Annotated in this window: 14 protein-coding genes and 11 pseudogenes; 12 read left to right on the forward strand and 13 right to left on the reverse strand. The window is 68.4% G+C overall.

Annotated elements, in window-relative coordinates; all coding sequences use genetic code 11:
- Window positions 1–205 precede the first annotated feature (205 nt).
- The 3 genes from SLAV_RS37960 to SLAV_RS37970 form a co-directional block, all read right to left on the reverse strand.
- Complete coding sequence (locus tag SLAV_RS37960) at window positions 206–880, reverse strand: 2OG-Fe(II) oxygenase (RefSeq protein ID WP_030239353.1); 675 nt, start codon at window positions 878–880, stop codon at window positions 206–208.
- Window positions 877–1,176 (reverse strand): tail fiber domain-containing protein, encoded by a 300-nt coding sequence (locus SLAV_RS37965; RefSeq protein ID WP_234333873.1) that lies wholly within the window; start codon window positions 1,174–1,176, stop codon window positions 877–879. The genes SLAV_RS37960 and SLAV_RS37965 overlap by 4 nt, the downstream gene beginning before the upstream one ends.
- Window positions 1,177–1,262: 86 nt before the next feature.
- Window positions 1,263–1,802 carry a hypothetical protein gene (locus SLAV_RS37970; protein ID WP_100661211.1) on the reverse strand — a complete coding sequence of 180 codons (540 nt, stop codon included), beginning with the start codon at window positions 1,800–1,802 and terminating at the stop codon, window positions 1,263–1,265.
- A gap of 219 nt (window positions 1,803–2,021) precedes the next feature.
- Between SLAV_RS37970 and SLAV_RS37975 the strand changes: the two are divergent.
- Together SLAV_RS37975 and SLAV_RS37980 are read left to right on the forward strand one after the other, a co-directional pair.
- Window positions 2,022–2,150, forward strand: a pseudogene (locus SLAV_RS37975) (IS5/IS1182 family transposase); the annotation flags it as partial.
- Window positions 2,140–2,448: pseudogene (locus SLAV_RS37980) on the forward strand (transposase); the annotation flags it as partial. The pseudogenes SLAV_RS37975 and SLAV_RS37980, both read left to right, overlap by 11 nt.
- An 86-nt stretch (window positions 2,449–2,534) precedes the next feature.
- Here SLAV_RS37980 and SLAV_RS43755 read toward each other — a convergent pair.
- A complete protein-coding gene (locus tag SLAV_RS43755) occupies window positions 2,535–3,119 on the reverse strand; it encodes an IS30 family transposase (RefSeq protein ID WP_425276240.1) in 585 nt (194 codons plus the stop codon).
- Window positions 3,120–3,471: 352 nt separating this feature from the next.
- Window positions 3,472–3,630 (reverse strand): annotated as a pseudogene (locus SLAV_RS43760) (IS30 family transposase); the annotation flags it as partial.
- 170 nt (window positions 3,631–3,800) lie between these two features.
- Between SLAV_RS43760 and SLAV_RS37990 the strand changes: the two are divergent.
- A pseudogene (locus SLAV_RS37990) lies at window positions 3,801–3,947 on the forward strand (peptidase); the annotation flags it as partial.
- A 57-nt stretch (window positions 3,948–4,004) separates the two neighbouring features.
- On the opposite strand, the gene SLAV_RS37995 reads toward SLAV_RS37990, so the two are convergent.
- Both SLAV_RS37995 and SLAV_RS38005 read right to left on the reverse strand, forming a co-directional pair.
- The gene (locus SLAV_RS37995; protein ID WP_030239343.1) at window positions 4,005–4,823 is read right to left on the reverse strand and encodes a glutamate ABC transporter substrate-binding protein; all 819 of its coding nucleotides are present in this window, start codon (window positions 4,821–4,823) and stop codon (window positions 4,005–4,007) included.
- Window positions 4,824–5,481: 658 nt separating this feature from the next.
- Window positions 5,482–6,674 (reverse strand): annotated as a pseudogene (locus SLAV_RS38005) (IS3 family transposase).
- Window positions 6,675–6,818: 144 nt separating this feature from the next.
- Between SLAV_RS38005 and SLAV_RS38010 the strand changes: the two are divergent.
- Window positions 6,819–7,289: a hypothetical protein gene (locus SLAV_RS38010; protein WP_063760369.1), complete on the forward strand. Its 471-nt coding sequence runs from the start codon at window positions 6,819–6,821 to the stop codon at window positions 7,287–7,289.
- A gap of 201 nt (window positions 7,290–7,490) precedes the next feature.
- Here the strand turns inward: SLAV_RS38010 and SLAV_RS38015 are convergent, their stop codons facing one another.
- Together SLAV_RS38015 and SLAV_RS43455 are read right to left on the reverse strand one after the other, a co-directional pair.
- Window positions 7,491–9,737 carry a tetratricopeptide repeat protein gene (locus SLAV_RS38015; RefSeq protein ID WP_051841383.1) on the reverse strand — a complete coding sequence of 749 codons (2,247 nt, stop codon included), beginning with the start codon at window positions 9,735–9,737 and terminating at the stop codon, window positions 7,491–7,493.
- Between the two features lie 764 nt (window positions 9,738–10,501).
- Window positions 10,502–10,591 (reverse strand): annotated as a pseudogene (locus SLAV_RS43455) (IS5 family transposase); the annotation flags it as partial.
- Window positions 10,592–11,009: 418 nt separating this feature from the next.
- Between SLAV_RS43455 and SLAV_RS38030 the strand changes: the two are divergent.
- A pseudogene (locus tag SLAV_RS38030) lies at window positions 11,010–11,866 on the forward strand (catalase-related domain-containing protein); the annotation flags it as partial.
- A gap of 145 nt (window positions 11,867–12,011) precedes the next feature.
- On the opposite strand, the gene SLAV_RS38035 reads toward SLAV_RS38030, so the two are convergent.
- The gene (locus SLAV_RS38035) at window positions 12,012–12,326 is read right to left on the reverse strand and encodes a hypothetical protein (protein WP_158740899.1); all 315 of its coding nucleotides are present in this window, start codon (window positions 12,324–12,326) and stop codon (window positions 12,012–12,014) included.
- 456 nt (window positions 12,327–12,782) lie between these two features.
- Here SLAV_RS38035 and SLAV_RS38040 point away from each other — a divergent pair, with 456 nt between their 5' ends.
- The 5 genes and pseudogenes from SLAV_RS38040 to SLAV_RS43765 all read left to right on the forward strand — a co-directional run bounded on the left by SLAV_RS38040 (window position 12,783) and on the right by SLAV_RS43765 (window position 17,925).
- Window positions 12,783–13,334 (forward strand): ATP-binding protein, encoded by a 552-nt coding sequence (locus SLAV_RS38040; protein WP_078950643.1) that lies wholly within the window; start codon window positions 12,783–12,785, stop codon window positions 13,332–13,334.
- A gap of 34 nt (window positions 13,335–13,368) precedes the next feature.
- On the forward strand, window positions 13,369–13,905 hold the full coding sequence (locus SLAV_RS38045; RefSeq protein ID WP_030239647.1) for a GNAT family N-acetyltransferase: 537 nt from the start codon (window positions 13,369–13,371) through the stop codon (window positions 13,903–13,905).
- 347 nt (window positions 13,906–14,252) lie between these two features.
- Window positions 14,253–15,465: pseudogene (locus SLAV_RS43295) on the forward strand (IS110 family RNA-guided transposase).
- Window positions 15,466–16,318: 853 nt separating this feature from the next.
- Window positions 16,319–17,581, forward strand: a complete 1,263-nt coding sequence (locus SLAV_RS38060) for a HEAT repeat domain-containing protein (RefSeq protein WP_159038074.1) — start codon at window positions 16,319–16,321, stop codon at window positions 17,579–17,581.
- A gap of 200 nt (window positions 17,582–17,781) precedes the next feature.
- On the forward strand, window positions 17,782–17,925 hold the full coding sequence (locus tag SLAV_RS43765; RefSeq protein WP_158740901.1) for a hypothetical protein: 144 nt from the start codon (window positions 17,782–17,784) through the stop codon (window positions 17,923–17,925).
- A gap of 42 nt (window positions 17,926–17,967) precedes the next feature.
- Here the strand turns inward: SLAV_RS43765 and SLAV_RS43300 are convergent, their stop codons facing one another.
- Window positions 17,968–18,090: a hypothetical protein gene (locus SLAV_RS43300; RefSeq protein WP_267884274.1), complete on the reverse strand. Its 123-nt coding sequence runs from the start codon at window positions 18,088–18,090 to the stop codon at window positions 17,968–17,970.
- A 300-nt stretch (window positions 18,091–18,390) separates the two neighbouring features.
- On the opposite strand from SLAV_RS43300, the pseudogene SLAV_RS38065 reads away from it, so the two are divergent.
- Window positions 18,391–18,846 (forward strand): annotated as a pseudogene (locus SLAV_RS38065) (copper homeostasis protein CutC); the annotation flags it as partial.
- A 45-nt stretch (window positions 18,847–18,891) separates the two neighbouring features.
- On the opposite strand, the gene SLAV_RS38070 reads toward SLAV_RS38065, so the two are convergent.
- Together SLAV_RS38070 and SLAV_RS42905 are read right to left on the reverse strand one after the other, a co-directional pair.
- Window positions 18,892–19,416: a hypothetical protein gene (locus tag SLAV_RS38070; protein WP_158740904.1), complete on the reverse strand. Its 525-nt coding sequence runs from the start codon at window positions 19,414–19,416 to the stop codon at window positions 18,892–18,894.
- A gap of 96 nt (window positions 19,417–19,512) precedes the next feature.
- Window positions 19,513–19,763 (reverse strand): annotated as a pseudogene (locus SLAV_RS42905) (AAA family ATPase); the annotation flags it as partial.
- Between the two features lie 33 nt (window positions 19,764–19,796).
- Here SLAV_RS42905 and SLAV_RS38080 point away from each other — a divergent pair.
- Window positions 19,797–20,084, forward strand: a pseudogene (locus tag SLAV_RS38080) (transposase); the annotation flags it as partial.
- Window positions 20,085–20,228 lie beyond the last annotated feature (144 nt).

The following is a 20,228-nucleotide window of genomic DNA, read 5'->3' on the forward strand; positions in this document are numbered from 1 at the left end:
CCCTTCGATCGTCCAGCCGTGCTTCCTGTGTGCGGCATCGTCTTCGCCACGCCAGGCGAGGCTCCGTGCGAACCCGATACCAGGGCTCGCCCTCCTCGCCCGACCGGCTCAGACGACGCGCTGTGCCCCATCACGCGAGTGCCCCTGGCCGGAAATCGGTCTCAACCGAGATTCCCTGCCGCTCTGCCGCTACTCGCACTCAGAGCTAGCCTCCGTTGTCCGCGCGGTGTGCGGGGTCGGGTGCGCACAGCCAGCCGTTGACGGCGAAGCGGCTGTCCGCGTGGTCCTTCCCGGGGCACACGACCGGCCGTACCTCGTGCCAGGCGGTGGGCAGGAAGAACACGATGCTGTCGTGCTCGGGCTCCCAGTCCCGCCAGGTGCGTTCCTCCCACGCCCCGGTCGTCCCGGTGTGCAGTGGCAGGGCGGCGTCGAAGACGCGCAGCTCGCCGCCGGTGAACGGCCGGGGCGTGCGGTGCAGGTAGTACACGAACGTGAGCAGACGCCGAGGGGCGTAATCGACGCTGGTGTCCTGGTGCGGCCGGTAGAAGTCCCCGTCATTGTGCACGTTGAGGCCGTAACTGGATTCGGTGTACTGGCAGTCGACGCCCAGCGTGTGCTCGACCGCCTCCCGGACGTCCTCGACGGCCGCGAGCAGCTCGGGCGCCTCGAAGTCCGGGCACGACCGGGACCGGCGCAGGTCGGGGTCCAGCTCCCGGTCCCGGATCATGGAGGGCTTGAGGCGGTCCCCCGTGGAGGCGACGGCCCGCTCCTGGAGGGCGCCGGACGTCTGCTCGCCGAGGAACCCGGTGATGCGGCAGACCGTGACCGGAAGCCGGAAGACCGCGTCCGTGGACACCTGCGAGGGACTCTCCGCCGTCATCGCCCCGCCTCGGCCGGGGTCATGGCCACAACGTCCCGCAGCCGGGACACCTCGGCCTCCAGTTCCGTCACGTGGCGGTGGAGCGCCTGGACGCAGACCAGGGCCACGCCGAGGCCGTCGACGACCGGGATCCTGGTGTCGTCGCGGTTGAGGCCGAAGGCGGCGTGCCAGTCCTGGGCCATCGGTCCGAGGTGACGTACGTGCTCGGGCTCCCAGACGTACCGCCAGGTACTGATGGGCAGCGTGGCCACCGTCTCAAGGACCTGATGCCCGTTGACGGCGCCGGCCGGGGCCACGGTGCCACCTTCGCAAACGTCGGCCTCGCCACGGGCCTCGGGAGCTCGGTCGGCCGCCCGGGAGCGCCGGGGGAAGATCCGCATCGTCACCGGCTCCAGTCGACCGGGACGACGTCCTGCTTGAGTTCGCGGTCACTGCAGATGGAGCACGGGCTGGCCGGCACCCCGGGGCCCTGGTCGGTGCCGACGGTGATCGCCCCGTGGGCTCCCACCGGGGTGTGGACGCCGTCGCCCTGGAGCGCCGCTTCGTAGCCGCCGAGGAGCTCCTGGAGGGTTCCGGGACCCAGGTTCTCCGGGGCGGTGATCGCGGCCACGCCGTCGTAGTCGGTGTAGGCCGCCCCGAGCGTCCGGCCACCGATGGTGGCGAACACGACCTTCACGCCCCGGACGGGCTCTCCGGTGACGGCGTCGGAGGCGATCGCGTGGAGGTTCTCCAGTTGCATCTGGGTGATGTTCAGGGTGGCCTGGCTGGCCACGAGCCTGACCGGCTTCAGGCTGGGACATTCCGCGCCGCTGCACGGTGCGGCGGGCGCCGTCCCCGCAGCCGCGGGGACGGCGCCCCCCGCACCCAGCGACGCCAGAGCGGCTGCCATCACCGCGACGGTCCTGCGACCGACAGAACTCATGTCCACTCCCCATCAACCCGCCGCCCCCGGTGGAGCGACACGGACGACCGTAGCCACACCCGTCCGTAGCGAATGTCCGATGAACGCGAGTGCGCACCATCTGATGAATCGTCGGCGACGCCGTGACGAACACGGTCGATTCATACCGGCCAACGCAGGGCCGCAGACACCCCCTAAAGGCTGTCCCGTAATTGCTGGTCACGGGTGAGATGATTTTGCTTGGCTGGTGTGATCACGGCGTCCGAGCCCTCCTGGATAGCCCGGTTCGCCGGGCTGAGCCCGCGGCAGTTCAGCGAGCTGATCGCTGCGCTGCGGCGCGAGGGGGCGGACCCGGTCCCAGCAGCTCGGCGGCCCGATCGTGCTCGTCTGGGACAACCTCAACGTCCACAAAGCCGCCAACCTGCGGGAATGGGACGAAGCCCGGGACTGGCTCACCATCTACTACCTGCCGCCCTACGCACCCGACCTCAACCCCGTCGAGGAGATCTGGTCCCTCCTGCGACGCGGCTGGCTCTCGAACGTCGCCTTCGCCACCCCCGAACACCTCATCCAGCGCATCCGACGCGGCCTACGACACATCCAGTACCGCAGCCACCTCATAGACGGCTGCCTCGCCGAGACCGGCCTGACCATCAGACCCACCTGACCAGCAGCACGACATCACGAGTTCAATCTCAGTAACGCCATGGCGCAGCACCGCCGCCTGCCCCGATTCCCATAAACGTGGCGGGCTCAAACGGTCAACGCATCAACGCTGTTCAGGAGGCCAGTGTAGACCTCGACCGGTGATCGGTAACCAAGGACCTTGCGTGGGCGGTGGTTGAGTTTTTCGGCGATCTCGTCCAGGTCGGCTTGGCTGAGTTTGCGGAGGTCCGCGCCCTTGGGCAGGTACTGCCTCAGGAGTCGGTTCGTGTTCTCGTTGGTCCCGCGCTGCCAGGGGCTGCGGGGCCTGCGGAAGTAGACGGGAACGCCGGTGGCCGTGGCCGCGGTGAAGTCTCGGTGCTCGGCCATCTCCCGGCCTCGATCCCATGTCAGGGAACGTCTCAGGTCCTTCGGGATGCCGAGGATCGAACGGGTGAGGTGCGGTCGGACCGGCTGGGCCTTGATGCCGTCAGGGAGTGCGACCAGGGCTGTGTAGCGATTTGTGCGCTCGACCAGGGTGCCGATGGCGGACGGGCGTATGCCCATGACGAGGTCGCCCTCCCAATGCCCGGCGATCACCCGGTCCTCGATCTCGACGGGGCGGGTACTGATCGGCACCATGTCGCGGATGATTCCGCGCCCGGACGGCTTCCGAGCGCCCTTGGGCTGGCGGATAGGGCGAGCCCGTCCGAAGGCGCTGGGTCAACGCGCGGTCGATGGTCGCCCGGCGTCGTGGGTCGAACAGCGCCAGATAGATTGCCTCATGCGAGACCTGCATGGTGGCATCGCCCGGGAACCGACGCCGCAGCCATCCGGATACCCGCTCAGGCGACCAGTGCAGCCGGAGCTTCTCCTCGACGGTGGCTCTCAGCGCCGGCAGCTGGGCAAGTTTGGCCGCCTTTGGACGCCGCGCTCGCTGGTATGCCTCAATATCCGCAGGAGCCGCGCGGTAGCGTTCCCGGCCGCCGTTGCGGGCGATCTCCCGGGAGACCGTCGACGCCGCCCGGCCGAGGCGTCGCGCCATCTGACGAGCGGAGTCAGCGACGGCGAGACCCCGGGATATCTCCTCTCGGTCAGCAGGCGTCAGGTGACGGCCGGACCGCCTCCGCGGAGCAGTGCGTACTCCGCCTGACTGGCCGAGGAAAGCACGGATGCGGTGCATCGGAGAGCCCAGGGCCCGCCCCATGGAGTTGAACGATTCGCCCTCACGCCACGGCGCCAGATCTCGTCCTGCTGGACCGCCGAAAACCCGTAGTCACGCACGTGCACCTCCATGACGACAAGATCATCTACGAGGTGGTGCATCGACCGTTTGAGCCCGCCGTCCTTTGCGCGAGCAAGATCAACCACCGGCCGCCGGACCTGAAGGCGGCGGGGGCGGTCTTCGAGGACTCCGAGGCCGTGGCCGACGGCACCCTCGTCTCGGCCCGGGCCCGGCCCGACCACCCGGCATGGATGCGGGAGTTCCTCAAGGTGCTGGCCGACAAGGCGCAGGCGACCTGACCCGGGCGCGGCGAGGGGGCGTGTTCCCCTCCTGCCGCGCCCCGGGGTGCGGCGTCGTCAGCTGCTCGCGGAGGTGACCTGCGGCGCGGGCTCGTGCTTGAAGTTGGCCTGGCCGAAGTTCTTCTTCACGGCCGCCTCCCAGGAGCCGTCCTCGACCATCTTCTTGAGGGCGGCGTTGATCTTGGCCTGCAGATCCCGGTTGCCCTTCTTGATGCCGATGCCGTAGCTCTCGTTGCTCAGGTTCAGCCCGACGAGGCGGAACTTGCCCGTGTTGCCCTTCTGGGCGGCGTAACCGGCCAGGATCGCGTTGTCCGTGGTCATGGCGTCGACCAGGCCGTCCTGGAGGGCGATCACGCACTCCGAGTAGCCGTCGAGCTCAAGCAGGCTGGCCTTCGGTGCCAGCTTCTGCTTGACGTTCTGCGCCGAGGTGGAGCCGGCGGTGGAGCAGAGCCTCTTGTTGTTGAGGTCCTCGGCCTTGGTGATCGTGGCGTCGTCGGCGCGGACGAGCAGGTCCTGGTGGGCCGTGAAGTACGGGCCCGCGAAGTCGACCTTCTCCCGGCGCTGGTCGTTGATCGAGTAGGTCGCGGCGACGAACTTGACCTCGTTGTACTGGAGCAGCAGCTCGCGTTCGGAGCTGTCGACCCGCTTGAACTCGATCTGCTCGGGCTTGTAGCCGAGCTCCTTGGCGATGTACCTGGAGACGTCCACGTCGAAGCCGGAGAAGGTGCCCCCCGCCTCGCGCAGGCCGACACCGGGCTGGTCGAAGGCGATGCCGATGGAGAGGGTCCCCTTGGGTCCTTCGTCGCCGCCGCAGCCGGTGGCGGTCAGGGCGAGGCCGATCACAGCGGCCATCGCACCAGCCTTGGGGACCTTCATGTTGCAACTCTTTCCTCGGGGACGCGGGACGCGGAGCGGGATCGCCGATGCGCGTGGAACCGCGGGGGTACGTAGAAGCGTCAAGACGCGTGTAAGAGGAAGCTAAGAATGCTGCCGCCGCGATGTCACTGGATCTGGGGAAAACTTGAGGTAACGATCCGGCTCGATCGGCGTTTCTGCGGCGATTATTGCTTCGAACGGGATAAAGGAGGACGTCCGCGGTGACAGGTTCGGTCCGGGTCGATGGACATGCACTGTTCCTTGGCGAAGGGGTGTAGATCCGTTTTATCCAGACATCGTGGCTGCCGTAGTCCGGCACCCACGCACTGCCCCGGGCCTGGGGGAGTTCCCCCTGCGCCGGGTCGAGGACCACCCGGACACCGTGCCGCCCGAGTGGCTGGCCAAGGGCGGGGTACGGCGGCGTCCGGGCCCCCTCCACCCGGGTGCTGCCACTGCAGAATGAGCCGGCCGGCTCGGTCGCATATCGGGTCGCGGTCATTGAGCATCGCAACTTCCGGGGCGGTTATCGGCCTGATGGACGGGGTCCGGCGGTCTGTGGCTGCGCCGTGTGGACGCGAGTGACCGGAAGCGTGGCCGCAGGCAGCGGCGGGGCCTGAGGCCCCCGGGGGTCTGGTGCAGGTTTGGGTGACAGGTTCGGTCACGTGGCCTGCAGGGCCGCTGTGGGTGTGGTCATGACGGTCTTGAATTCGACGGGGGTCAGTCGGCCGAGTGCGGCTTGTCTGCGGCGTCGGTGGTAGGTCCGCTCGATCCAGGTCACGATCGCGATCCGCGACTCCTCGAGCGTGGTCCAGCTGCGGCGGTCGAGGACGTTCTTCTGGAGCAGGCTGAAGAAGGGCTCCATGGCCGCGTTTTCGCCGGCTGCTCCGACTCTTCCTATCTATCCGGCCATCCGGTGGCAGTTGAGCGCCCGGACGAATTTCCGGGACCGGAATTGTGATCCGCGATCGCTGTGCAGGATGCATCCGTCGACGTGTCCACGCCGGGCCGCGGCATTGTCCAGGGCCGTCACCGCCAGGCGGGATTTCATCCGCGCATCGATGGAGTAGCCCACGATCCTGTTGCTGAAGACATCCTTGATCGCGCAGAGATACAGCTTCCCATCGCCGGTGGCATGTTCGGTGATGTCTGCGAGCCACAACCGGTTCGGGCCACTCGCTCTGAAGTCGCGACGGACGAGATCGTCGTGCACCGGCGGGCCGGCCTTCTCGCCCTGGCCGCGCTTCTTGCCGAACACGCTCCACCAGCGGTTGTCCCGGCAAATCCGCCACGCGGTTCGATCAGTCATCGCGGCCCCGATGCTGCGGGGCTCATCGGCCAGAAAGCGGTATCCGAACTCCGGGTCCTCACTATGGGCACCGAACAGCGCGTTCGCGCGATACGCCTCCTCGAGGACGGCGTCTGCCACCGGCTTGTCGAGCCAGCGATAGTACGGCTGCCTGGCGAGCTTCAATACCCAGCACGTCACCGCGACGGGTGTCCCGTCCGCGGCCAGCTCTTTCACGAGCCGGTAGATCCTTTTCCCGGCAGGTGCGCCTGCGAGAGATAGGCCGCAGCCCGGCGCAGGACTTCATTCTCCTGCTCCAGCAGCTTGATCCGCCGACGCGCCTCCCGCAGTTCCACGCTCTCCTGGCTGGACGTTCCGGGCTTGGCCCCGTCGTCGATGTCCGCCCGGCGCATACACTTCCACAACGTCATCGGATGGACTCCGAAGTCGGTGGCGACCTGCTCGACCGTCACGCCCGGGCCGCGGTTCCTCGCGACCCGCACGACGTCCTGGCGGAACTCTTCCGGATAAGGCTTCGACACAGCGACATCCTTCCCACCTGCCATGCAAGGCAAGCCAGTTCAGATGTCACCCGATCGTGCGGCAGACCCGAGGCCGAACCCGCGGGATGTTGTACATCCGGTGTGACGGGCAGGGCGAGGGGGTACGTCCCGGATGTTCAGTGGTGGTAGGGCACGGGGGAGGTCTGGATGGAGCCGGTATCGGTGGCATTGCTCGGGGCGTTGGCGGGCGGCGCTGGCGGGGAGGCCGGGCGGCAGGCGTGGGCCGGGCTCACGAACCTGGTGCGGCGCCCGTTCGCCGGCCGTAGCGCTTCCGCTCCAGCCGCGAGTAACGGTGAGGTGGAGCTGGTACGGCTGATGCAGGACCCTGCAAACCGGGAGAGGGCGCATGCCCTGAGTACCACACTGGCGGTGCGTGCCGCGCTGGACGGGGACTTTACCGCCGCTCTGCAGGAATGGCACAGCAGGGCGCAGACTTTGCAGGTCCACACAGGCAGCCCAGTGAACAACACTGTCAGCGGCGGTACCTTCCATGGACCGCAGTTCATGGGACGGGACTTCCACGGGTTCACCCTCAACGCCGCTGCGTCACTGGGCGCCGACACCGAGATGCCGGTAGCCGATGACGTGAGCACCGACGAGCCGTCAACGCAAGGGTGAAGGCGTAGACCACCCGGACCTGGTTCCGCCCGACGGCCCAAAGCCTGAGCCGAGCCGGGTGTGCTCGTGGACATGGTGACCCGGCCGGGTCACCATGTCCACCTTGCCCTTGGCAGGCTCACTCGCGTGGTGGAGGCTCCCGCAGGCCAGTGCGGCGGGGGCCGCCCAGTTGGGGACTGGGCGGTCTGAGTCTTCTGTCGCTCAGGATCGGCCGGTGGACCTCCTGAGGCGCCGCCACCAACTGCCGCCACCTCCTTCGCCTGGGGTGTATGGCGGTGCGGTACCAGGCAATGGCGGCGGCGTTCTCGGATGGTGCGACGCCAGCCGGGCCGCATCGTCAGCGCGGCCGAGGATGGTGTAGGCCAAGTACAGGTTGTCGATGACCTCACTCCGGAGCCGGTCGTCGGTAGCCTTCTCCGCAAGGTCGGCTGCCTCGCTCAGAAATCTGACGGCCTCATCCCCGCTGCCGCCGCTCCACAACGCGCAGCCGATGGCGTTTAGCGCCGAGGCGAGCCCCGCCAGCCTGTCGTGCTTGCGGAAGTGCCGGCTTGCCCGGTTGAGGTGGACCAAGGCCACGGGATCGCCGAGTTCGAGCAGGGCACGGCCCTGGCAGAGCAGCGCCTCGGCCTCGGAGATCTCGTCATGCAGCGGCATCCAGAAGCAGGCTGCGGCCTCCTCGCTGTACTTCGCGGCCTCCTCAAACCGGCGTAGTTGCAGCAGGGCCTCGCCGAGGTCCTTGAGGGCGTGCGCCCGGCTGGTCATCCTTCCGCCTAGGCCCTCCATCTCGTCCACGGTGCGACGGAGGATCTTGACGGCTTCCGCGTGCCGGCCCTGGCGCGCGAGCGCCCGGCCGAGGTGACTCAGCGCGACGTTCTCACGGAATTCTTTGCCTGCCTTGTGGAAGTACTTCGCGGCCCTGCGCGCGGCAGCAGCTGCATCATCCAGGCGCCCCTCGTCCTGAAGGGCGAGCCCGAGGAGGTCGAGGACGATACCTGTGAGTTCGGCCTCGCCCAGCGACTCTCCCGCTGCGACCGCGTTCCTCAGGAGGACCGTCCACTGGGGGAGGACCCGACGCAGCCGCAGGTAGCCGCCCAGCGCAACCGGCAGCATGACCGCGAGCCTCGCGTATCCGGCATCCTGGACCCGGATGGTCGTGGCCAGCAGGTTGGCGTACTCCTCGTCCAGCCACCTGACGCCGTCGCTTGGGTTCACCACGAAGCGGGAGAGCGGGCCGTCGTTGCTCATCGCGACAAGGTCGTTAAGGTTGAGCGCGGCAGCCGCCGCCGTCTCCAGGTAGTAGGTATAGAGCCGATGCTCCGCCTCGGCGACTTCTCCGCCTCCATCAATTGCGGCTCGCTCCTCCGCATAGAGGCGGACCAGGTCGTGGAAGCGCCAGCGGCCCCACCGTGGTATCTCGATCAGGTGGGCACGGGCGAGCGCCTCCAGCCCAAGATTGACCGGCGCGATCGTCGGGATCACAAACGGTCTCTCCAGATGGTCGGCCGCCTCGGTGCACAAGTCGGGTCCTGGATTGAGTGCCAGCAACCGGAACAGGCGGGCGTGCTCCGGCCTCAGCCTCTGGTACGAGAGGTTGAAGGCAGCACGGACCGCCATGGTCTCGCTATGCTCCAGCCGATCGAGCCGGACCCGCTCGTCAGCGAGTTGCGCAGCGAACGAGTTCAAGGGCACGGGAAGCACTGCCAGCAGGGCCGCGGAAATCCGCAGCGCGAGCGGCAGGTGGCTGCACAGGTCCGCAATCCGCTCGGCCGCAACACGGTCGCCATCCACCCTCGTGTCGCCTGCGCCGAGCACTCGACGCAGGACCTCGACGGCCGCGTCCGGATCCAGGGAACCCAGTTCCATCCGGGCCTCGCCGAGCACCAGCTTGTGGCGCGAGGTCACCAGCGCAGCGTGATAGTCGTCGCTAGGAAGCAGCGGACTGGCCTGCTCCTCATCCGATGTGTCGTCCACCACGATGAGCAAGCGCTGACCCTGTTCGGCGTAGGCAGCCAGCACCGAGCGGTACAGCTTGGTCAGCTCCTGCTCGTTGTCTCGAATGGGCTTGATGTGATCGTCTGATATCGCTAAGTCCCGCAACAACTCGCCGAGAGCTTGCGCTGTCGACAGCCGGTTGCGGTGGTCGTAGCTGTGCAATTCGATCATCAGCACTCCACCGCGGAACAGGCCCTCGTCCTTCCAGGCCCGCCATGCCGCCTCGATCGCCAGTCTGCTCTTGCCGATCCCGGGCATACCAACGATCGTCACCAGCCGGAACCGCTGTAGCCCTTCGACCGCTTCGGTGAGCTCGTCGCTGCGCCCGGCGAAGGCCAAGTCTCGTTTGGGCAGCCCGTCCAGCCTCGGCTTGACCTCACGTGGGAGCGTGATGTTGATCTGCTGCCCCATCACGACCGCACTGAAGAAAAACCCGCCACTGATGTGATTGTCCACTCGCCCCCCAGTCCCTCGCTCACGCTAGGGCAGCAAGAGTGCCGCGCGCGCCCCAATCCGTAACAAACCCTGGTGTGAACGCCCAGAGCGCTGAGGTGCTGCTGCGGAAGATGGCGGAGGCGCGGTGACCTTGGCAGCGTTTCATGTGTGGCCGCCCCCGGCTCGGCGGAGGATGCCGCCTGCCGGGATGTCGCCGCCTGGGCGGCTGGAGCCCAGGCGGGCCCTGATGACGTCTTAAAGAGCGTTTTGTACCAGCAGGGTTGTTTGGTAACTCGGGATCTATCAACCTGTGAGGATCGTGCTGTATGCGCCCGCATCTTGCGCAGTGGCGCGCGTGACGGCGCAAGGTCGAGTGGGGGTCCTGGAGTGTTCGCGGGGAGAACGGCGCGGCTGGCGGTCAGCAACGATGGCGAGGACCTGCTGGAGCTGACTGTGGAGCCCTGGGCGGACATCCACCGGATCTGGCCGAAGGACACCTGCATCGTGGTCACCCACTTGCCCCCGGGAAACGGTACTTGGGGTGGGACGTTGTCTGGCGACGAGCCGTTCGAGGTCAAGCGTCGGCCCGATTCGATCACGGTGTGGGCCTACGGCCACTGCTTCCGCCTCAGCGACAGAGAGGGTAATCCGATATGCGCGAACGAGTACGGGGGCGGGTGCCCTGCCCAGAACCCGGCCACCTGAAGGAGTTTTGACCTGGCGGATTGCCGTGCATGGTGCTTTGGGAGTCGTTGGCGAGCTTGCGGTGCTCCATTGTCATGTGCTCAGGTGTCGCGCCAGTTCGGAGTCGACTCTCGTGTGAGCCTGCGGCTCATCAGGTCGATCATCGCGAGGCGGATCATCGCTTCGGACTGGCCGCTGCACGCCTCCCTGAGCGGCCCGCCGGACCCCGCAGCCCTTCGTCGCGCGGCCACCTGAAAGGCGCTCAGGGGGCCGTCGGCGGCCCCCGGGTTGCCGTGATCCCCAGGGCACGGCCCTGGGGGTCTTGGAGGGGGCCGGCCACGGTGCCACCGCAGTTGTCCTGGACTCGGCGACGCCACCAGCGACTCGCCACATGCCGGAGCCCCATCTCCTCTCGGGAGAACGGAGCCGATCCCTCCGGCCGAAACCCTGGGAGGTTCTACTACGCCCACTGGAACCCGAGTTCGGCCAGCGCCCGCGGTTGCTCGGCGTCGAGCCGGCCGCGGTGTTGGCGCTGGTCGGCGAGCCACGCCTTGGTGCGGTTGGGACCCTCTGGGAGCTGCTCGACGTGCTGGCGGCCGGGCAGTGATGGGTGCGTACATCGAGGCGCCCGCAAGGGTGCCCGAGGAGAGCAAGGTCCGCGAGGCATCCGCCTCCTTCTCGGACCACTTCACACAGCCACGGCTCTTCTGGCTGACCATGACCCCGACGGAACGCGAGCACATCATCGCCGCGTACACCTTCGAACTGAGCAAGTGCGTCGAGCAGCCGGTCAAGGAACGCGCTCTCGCCGTGCTGGCGAACATCGATCCCCGGTTGTGCCGGAACGTCGCCGAGGGGGCCTCGGCCTGCCGGTGCCGAAGGCGACCGTCCCCCTCGTCGCCGCGGACGCCAGTCCGGCGCTGTCGCAAATGGGCGGAAGCTGGCCGACGGACGGCCGTGTGGTCGGGATCGTCGCCGACGGGGGCACCGACCCGGACGGGGTACGCGCCGCCCGGCAGGCCGTCCTGGACCCAGGCACGGTGCCGCTGATCATCGCGCCGGCGGGCGGCATGCCCGACGCGGACGGCGATCCCGTCGAGGTCCAGCGGACCTTCGCCACTGCCCGTTCTGTCGAGTTCGACGCCGTCCTGTCCGCCGGCGCGCCCGCCCCGGCCGCCGACGCCCACGGGGCCCGGGAAGCCAAGGCCCGGAACACCGGCAACACGGGCAGCACCGGGAAGGCGGCCCCCGACCCAGGGTCGTGCTCCTGCTCGCCGAGGCCTGCCGGCACGGCAAGGCGGTCGGCGGATGGAACGGGGCGCGGACCGTCCTCAAAGCCGCGGGCATCGCACCGCCGGAGGGGCCGGGCAATCATCGTGAGCGAGGGCGCTACGGAGGCGGTGCGGGCGGCCGCCGAGGCCCTGGCGGGACACCGGGCCTGGGACAGGTTTCCGCCCGCGCTCTGACGGCCCGCGCCCGGCCTGGCGGGCCTGCGCCGACGGCCCGAACAGCGGCCTGTACACCTGACCCGTTACGGCGAAGGCCCCGGTTCGCGGGGTCTTCGCCGTCGATCCTCCACCCCGTGAGTTTCCTCCGGCTGGCGGCCGGCCCTCAGTCGGGCTCGCTCGCGATGCGCAGGGCCAGCTCCTGCAGGACCTCCTCGGTGGACGTCCCGGGATCCATCTCCTCATAGGCGTCCGCCAGCACCTCGAACGCCAGGATGAAGCCGTTGATCAGCGAATTGACAGGTCCCGACACCTGTTGCAGCACGGACAGGCCGATCTCCGCCGCGTCCGCCTCGACGGGCACCGTGAAGCGGTCCGGCGTGACCTCTCCCAGCAGCTCGGAGACGTAGTCCGCCCCGACGCCGCCGCGCAGGCCTACCAGTGCCGCGATCGCCTTCAACCTCGCGTCGTCCCCCGTCATGGCGCGGACCCGTTTCGCCCGGCCGGTCGGTCGTCAGTCATGGGTGGGCACCTGCCCGGCATCCCCGGTTTCATGCCGTCCCCAGGGACCCCGCCCGATCCCCGGGTTTGTGCCGGGTGTCCGGGGGCACGCGCCAACCGAACCCCGGAGGACCCAGGGCACGGCCTCGAAGGCCGTCCGGCCTGACGTCCACGCGGCCATCCGGCCGAGGGCCCCACCGGGCCCACACGAGGTCACGACGGAAGAGCCCCGCGGGGCCATGGCGCACGACCCAGCCCGCACGACAGCGCCCTGCACGACCGGGCCCTCAAGCAGGACACCGTTCCCGCCGCGGAACCGCTGCCGACCACCTAGTGTGATGCGCCGGAATTTCAGGGATTTGGTCGATTCCTCTACGGCCGCCGCTCGGGTGCGGGATCGTCTGACCCGGGGCGGGGACACCGCCCATGGCGTGGTGTGGGAGGCGCTGATGGAGAAGGACGAAATCTGGACGTCCGAGGAGTACGGCACGTCGCACCAGGGCCGGGTCGCAACCCTCCTGGAAGACGGCAGCGGACCCGAGCCGGTGTACTTCGATTCGAACTCAGGTGGATCCGGCTGCTCATCGGGATCGGCACCGCGATCGCCGAGACCGGACTGTCCGTCCGCTACACCACCACATCCGCACTGGTCAACGAGCTCGCCGAGGCCGACGCCAACCGCCGCCTGTCCTCCGTGATCGCCCGGTACAGCAAGATCGACCTTTTGTGCCTGGACGAGTTCGGCTACCTCAACCTGGACCGCAAGGGCGCCAAGCTCCTGTTCCAGATCTTCACCGAACGTGAGGAACGCAAGGCCACCGCGGTCGCCACGAACTCACCGTTCACCGAGTGGGACAAGACCTTCGGCGACGCCCGCCTCTGCGCGGCCATCGCCGACCGGATCACCTTCCGTTGCACCCTCATCCAGACGGGCACCGAGTCCTACCGCTTCCAGGCCACCCAGGAATCCCTCTTCCCGGGACAATGAACCCGGAAGAACACCTGCCGGGAGAGGCACGGCAATGCATAGCGAACCGGAGAATTGCGTCATCGAAGGCGATCTGACCTGCCTCATCCCGGCCACTGAAGCACATCTGCCACTGCTCGCCGACTGGTTCACCGACCCCGAATTCGTGCGGAACTGGGGCGGACAGCCTCTCACCCGTGAGGAAGTCGCCGCGAAGTACACGGGAAGACGCCGCCCCGACGTGGAGTCCTTCCTGATCCTCGCCCAGACCATCCCGGTCGGCTATGTCCAGTACGCACCCGCCGGCCCCGGCCAGGGCGGCATCGACATGGTCCTCCTGCCTCAGGCGCAGGGCAAAGGCCTCGGCCCCGACGCCGCCCGCGCACTCGTCCGGCATCTTCATACGGTGCTGGGCTGGACGCAGGTGACCGTCGATCCCGAAGCATCCAACACCCATGCCATCCGGGCCTGGGCAAAAGCGGGCTTCCGCCCGGTTGGCCGACAGGGGAGCCACCTCCTGATGGAGTGCCTCCCCGCCCACAGCGTCTCGCCGACGGAGATCCACGACGAGAGCTTCCCGCCCAGGGCCTGAACAAAGGCGGGCCCCGGCCACGTCTTGTCAGGGAGGCAGCCCAGGGCCCACCCCCACAAGCTATCGACACCCCCCACGCTTGCATCCCCGGACACACCGCACGGCTGGGAAGGTCACCCGATCCATACCGTTCGTTGTGGGCCGTTCCGGTCATTCGTAGGATCGGAGCACCCAGAGGTGCTGGGTATGGCTGTCACCCGATAGCCGAGGATGTGGCTTCCACTGATTGGCCGCCCAGCACCCCGCGACGACTCGGCCGCTAATTGGGATACGCGAACTGAATCGCTCGTATGGATGCGTCGGCGAGGTCGTCTGCTGGGACACAACACCACGTCGGAGGAGGATCGGTGCCGGAATTGTGGGCCGGGACGGACGCGGGGAAGGCCGAACACCACTGCACGGTCATCGACGCCAACGGGACGACGTTGCCGTCGCGGCGTGTGCCGGACAGCGAGGCTGAACTGCTCGAACTCCTTGGTGACGTGTTGGGGAGCCGACGGTGGCCCGGGCACCTGGGCCGTGGACCTGAACGCCGGCGGGGCCTCATTGTGGATCGCGCTGCTGGTCAACCACGGCCAGAAGCTGCTCTACATCCCCGGCCGGACCGTGCACCACGCCTCAGCGGCCTACAGGGGCAGCGGGAAGACGGACGCGAAGGACGCGTTCATCATCGCCGGCACCGCCCGTATGCGCCGTGACCTGCAGCCCCTGCAGGAGCTCGGTGAGATCGCAGTAGACCTGCGGATTCTGACCGCGCGCCGGATCGACCTCGCGGCCGACCGCACCCGCGCGATCAACCGCCTCCGCGCGCAGCTGCTGGAGTACTTCCCCGCCCTGGAGCGTGCCTTCGATCTGAGCACCTCCAAGAGCGCGCTGATTCTGCTGGCCGGCTACCAAACCCCCGCAGCCCTGCGAAGGATCGGCCGGTCGCGGCTCACGACCTGACTGAAGAACCACGGCGTGCGCACCAGCACCGCTGCCAAGAGCACGGCCGAGGCCGCGGTGACCGCCGGAGAAGCCCAGTTCACCGTCGTTCCCGGGGAAAGGACCTGCGCGCGGATGGTCCACACGCTGGCCGCGGCGGTGACGGCCCTCGACGAGTAAATCTCGGAGCTCGAAGCCCAGATCGAGGCCCGGTTCCGGGAGCATCCCGACGCAGAGGTGATCACCAGCATGCCAGGCATCGGCATGACGCTGGGCGCCGAGTTCATCGCCGCTACCGGTGGAGACATGTCTGTGTTCGGTAGCTCCGACCGGCTCGCCGGTGTGGCCGGCCTGGCCCCGGTCCCCCGTGACTCGGGCAAGGTCAGCGGTAACCTGCGCAGGCCCCGGCGCTACAGCAGACGACTGCTGCGAATGTTCTATCTCTCTGCCCAGGTCGCCACCGTGTGCTGCCCTGAATCGAAGCGGTACTACCAGCGCAAACGCGCGGAGGGAAAGTCCCACAAGCAAGCCGTCCTGGCCCTCGCCCGGCGCCGCCTGAACGTGCTCTGGGCCCTCCTGCGCGACCACAAGCTCTTCGAGACCGCTGCGGCCCACACAGGCGCGACAGCGGTATGACCCGACCACAGTGGTCACTACCGCCGGTTGACAACACCGTTGGGAATCAGTGGCTCCCGAACTCGCCGGAGGCCGTCCACCGCACGGCGAGTACATCACCACCACGAACAGCCCACCCCTGGCTCCCACTCACACCGGAGTCGTGGCTCTCAAATGACCCGGTGAAATCAGGGCTGCTCGTCGAGGACTACGGAAGCAACGCAATGCTCACCAGCCTGGTCCTGCTGCCGGGCGCTCCGGTGAGCGGCCACGGGCACGAGGCAGGGCGCCTGCTGATGGCCTACGGCTTCGGGCACCTGGGCCTGCACCGCATCTGGGCCGGGCACCGCAGCGACCACCACCACATGGCCCGGATCATGCACGCCGCCGGACTCCGCCCCGAGGCCCCCCTTCGCCAGCTCTTCCGCACCCAAGGGCTGCTGGCACGACGTCACCACCTACGCCACCGTCGCACCCGAGTGGAAACGCCAGGCCACTGCCCGAGAACTCGCCATCCTCGACGGTGCGGACTCAGTGTCTGCTTGACGCCCCTGGCCGAGCGTCGGGTCCGTAAAGTTAATGGTGGTTTTGGAGTTGTTGGGGGTTCAGCGGCGGGCGGCTGAGAGTCGGCCGGCGAAGGTGATTCGAAGGCGTTCAGCGCTGCCGTCCAGTGGCGCCGCCGCACCGCCGCCGACTGGACCGCCTACCTCCAAGCACGCCAGCGTGCCCTTGCCGACGGTCCTCCACACCCCGGCCTGATTCGGTCGTCAGGCAAGCCCGCCAGGCCGTGCCGGCTGATATCCGCCCCGTCTGGCCGATTTCGGCAGATCTACACTGAGCTGCGAGAACGCTACGGGGGAACAGGATCACGGGGGTGGGTACGGGTACGAGCAATGCGGTGGACGGCCAGTCCTCTCTGATCTCCGCGGTCCAGGCTGGAGACACGGACCTGGTGAGGATCCTTCTCCACGAGCAGAGCGACTCCGACTACCTGGACGCAGCGTTCTGCCTGGCCGTCCGGACGCATGCCGGGCGCGTCGCCCAACTGCTGCTTCAGTACGGCGCGGATTCGGGCCAGTGCCGCGCCGATGACCTCATCCCCCTGAGTGAGGCGGTCGACTCGGGTTCGCCCGCTCTGTTCGAGGCGCTCCTGGACCACGAGATCAGCGGCAGGTATCCCGAGATCGAACTCCTGGAGGCCCGGGACCTCGCGCGCCGCTGGCACGAGACGGGGGTCGAGGCCGAGCTGCGACGCCGTACCGGATCCCGGGACGCTGTCGGCCGTAAGCGGGTTCAAGACGGCGAGTACGACAGCGTCGTCGAGTTCACCCTTGGTGGCATCACTGTGCGGGACGGCCATGGGGCGATCCTCACGCACGTCGAGGAACTGCTCGGGGTACGAACCTCGTTCGAGGAGCTGATGGACCGCGCGTTGGCCCAAGTCGATCAGCAGGACCATGCAACGTGGAGCCGTGCCAGCCTCCAGTTGAGTGGACGGCGAGAGGAGGCGACCTGGGCCGCTGCGGCGGTACTGCGTACGAGCCCGGACCCATCCCGCCGATTGTTCGGTGCCGAAGTGCTCCGCCTCATGCATCTGTTCGACGACAGCGACGAGGACGCGTTCGCTGGTTCCGCTCTGGACCTGTTCACCGGCTGGGCAGCCGCTGAGACGGACGTCGCCGTCCTCACCGAGGTGCTGGTCGCTCTTGGAGAACACAGCGACCCCCGCGCGGAGGCGGCCCTTGTGCCGCACGCCGGCCATCCCGATGCCCGGGTACGGCGTGCGGTGGCGCAGGGGCTCAGTGCTTTGTCCTCGCCGCCGGCCTTTTCCGGCGATGCTCGCACGGCGTTGCTGGGGCTGATGGCCGATCCCGACGCGGTGGTACGGAAGACCGCCTGCCGCGTGGTTGCCGAGGGCAGGGACCACGATCCCGTGTTCGCGGACGCCATGGCAGCTGCGCTGGACGATACGGACCGTCTGGTCCAGCTGGCTGCCGTCCACGGGCTTGCCCTCCACGACGACGAACGGTGCGTGGCAGCAGCACGCCTTCTCGGCCCGCCGCAGCGCGGTTCCCTGGAAGAGGAGGGCTACTTCGACGCGGTGTGGCGTTACGAATGGCGCCGCGACGGCCGCTGAACGTTTCCGCCTGTGCCTGTCAGCCGCTCCGGCGCCGGGAATCCGCACGGTTCGAATGACGCTCCCCGCCAGCTGGAGCCTCAGACTGGACCGCGAAGCGCCGCTGGGCCTACGCCAACGACCTGGCCAGCCCGACCTCGCTGATCGCGGTCACCGCGAAGTCCAACCCCGCCAAGGCCGACAAGGACCCGGCCGAATGGATGCCCCCGACCGCCACCTACCACTGCGCGCACGTCACCGGCCGGGTCGAGACCAAGCTGCGCTGGTCCCTGACTGCCGACGACCGCGAGCGCGACGCACTCCTGGGCCTCGCCGAGGACTGCCCCGGCGCAACCGTCACCTAGGAGACCGTCCCCTTCGACACCACCCAGTAGACGGCTTCCCCTCTACAGGGGCAGTGCCAGGCGGGACCCGATGCGAAAGCGCATCGCCCCGGCCCCATGACGGACATCCTCGGGCTGCGCCACGCCGTCGAAGTCGAGCAGCCCGAGCAGCCCGAGCAGGACCATCAGGGCCCTCGCCTCGTCCTCGCTGACCAATTTCAGGCGCGGCTACATCAAGGGGCAAGTCCAGCAGATCGTCATTCATGCCCGGAGCAACGCCAGACGGAACCAGTCGTCACGATATGGCGCATATGCCGGTCCACGACCAGGACCCGGCTCTGGAAGCCCCGCCGGAACCTGCTCCGTACGGCGATGCGCGCCGGCGGGTACGGGTCGTGTCCGCGCCGAACGAGCCAGGCCGAGTACATCGTGGGCGTCGCTCACGCGGATAAGGGGAGCGGCCGACCCAGCGGCTCAACAGTGAGTGTGTTAGGGGCACGGGTGCTGGGGGCGGAGGGGGCGCAGGGGTTCGTCCTCGGGTTCCTGGCCCCGGACGGCAGCCCCGACCTGGCCGAGGTGGAGGCCGTCCTGGCGGAGCTGGAGGGCTGCCGCTGGACCTTCCACCGGGCGCTGGACCGGGCGGCGGACCACGACCACGCGCGCAAGGCCCTCGCCGACCTGTCGGGGCTCGACGCCTACCTGACGGCAGGTTCGGCCGACGGGGTCGACGAGGGCCTTCCCCTGCTGCTCTCCGAGGCGGCGCGGCGGAGCGAGTCGGGGTACGTGGCGCGGATCATGGTCCGTGGCGGCCTCACCATGGCGCACCTGCCGCGGCTGCGGACCGCGGGCATCGACGCCTTCCACATCGGTGGGGCGGCCCGGCCGCAGGGGTGGGACGCCCCGGTCTCGGCGCCGGCGGTCGCGGAGTGGCGCAAGGCCCTTTCCCAGCCGCCGGCCGCCGGCTGCTTCGGTGACGGGTGGTCAGCACTACTGACACTTGGGGCTGCTGAGCGCCTTGTCCACGCCCGCGTTGTAGCCGCGCTCGTAGTTCGGGTCCGGTTGCGTGAGCCCCTGGTTGGCGGACTGCTGCTTGCAGGTTTTCAGTGTTTCGAACAGACCCCTCTGGAAGCCCGCGTTGTACTGGTCCTGGGCGTTCTTCTGTTCGGCCTGCTTGACGGTGCCACAGGTGACCTTGTCGTCCTGGTTCGAAGCCGTCACCTTGCCGGCCGGGATGAACCCGCTGGTGGAGGCGTTCCCGTCGTCGTCGGCATTGGTGGCGAAGATGAACTGGTTGGTCGCACTACCACCGCGGACGGTGACGGTCGTCCCCGGCTGGGCTCCTGTGACCGAGACGTTGTACTTGCCCGTGGTGTTGGGGGTCTGCTTCACGCTGCACGTCAGGGAAGGCACTGCTGCCGCCTGCGCGGAAGCCGCCAGCAACGGTGCCGACCCGAGTGCCAGCGAGGACATGAGCACGGGCGCCAGCACGGCCAGTCGAATGCGGGGTTTCATCGTTCGTCCTTCCTCGGATTGATCACGCAAGAACCGGGCCCGGGGAGGTGTGAACACGTCCATCGTCCTGCCGTCCACCGGCCGTGTCCACCGGAGCTACGGAAGGGCAGGCCCGAGGGCCGCCGGCAACGCGGCGGCGTGCAGGACGTGCAGACCCGAGACGGCACGGGTGAGGCACACGTAGAGGCGGCGCAGGCCGGTGCGTTCGTCGGGTTCACCGGAGACGATCGCGGCGGGTCCAGCACCACATAGTCGTACTCCAGGTCCTTCGCCAGCGAGGCCGGCACCAGCGTTGCCCGGGCCTGCGCCGCCGTCTCCTCGCCCGGCGCCAGATACGGCAGTTCCGCCATCGCGGACCTTCACGTCAGGGCGCTGAAAGGGGGGATCATGTGGGCCCCTCGCCCGTCGACCGCGCACGTCCAGGCTCCAAGCACCACGTGATCGTGGACCGGCACGGCACTCCGCTGGCCGTGTCGCTCACCGGCGGGAACCGCCACGACGTAACGCAGTTGATCCGGCTCCTGAACGCCATTCCTCGTCTCAGGGGTCTGCGGGGTCGGCCTCGCAGCAGCCCCAAGCGGCTGTTCGCGGACCGCGGCTACGACTTCGACGAGTACCGCCGCTTGCTGTGGAAACGAGGCATCAAGCCACAGATCGCGCGTCGTGGAGCGCCGCGCGCCGTCCCAAGACTGCCTGCATGTACTGCGGCTCCGAAACCAGCGCTGTGGGTTCGGAGCCGGAGCACGTCCACGGGCAGCGGCGGCCGGGGCGCTGCTGCTGTCGAGCCCGGCGCGATTCGCCGGTGCACCGGC

The organism is Streptomyces lavendulae subsp. lavendulae, from assembly GCF_002803845.1.
Taxonomy (GTDB): Bacteria; Actinomycetota; Actinomycetes; order Streptomycetales; family Streptomycetaceae; genus Streptomyces; species Streptomyces lavendulae.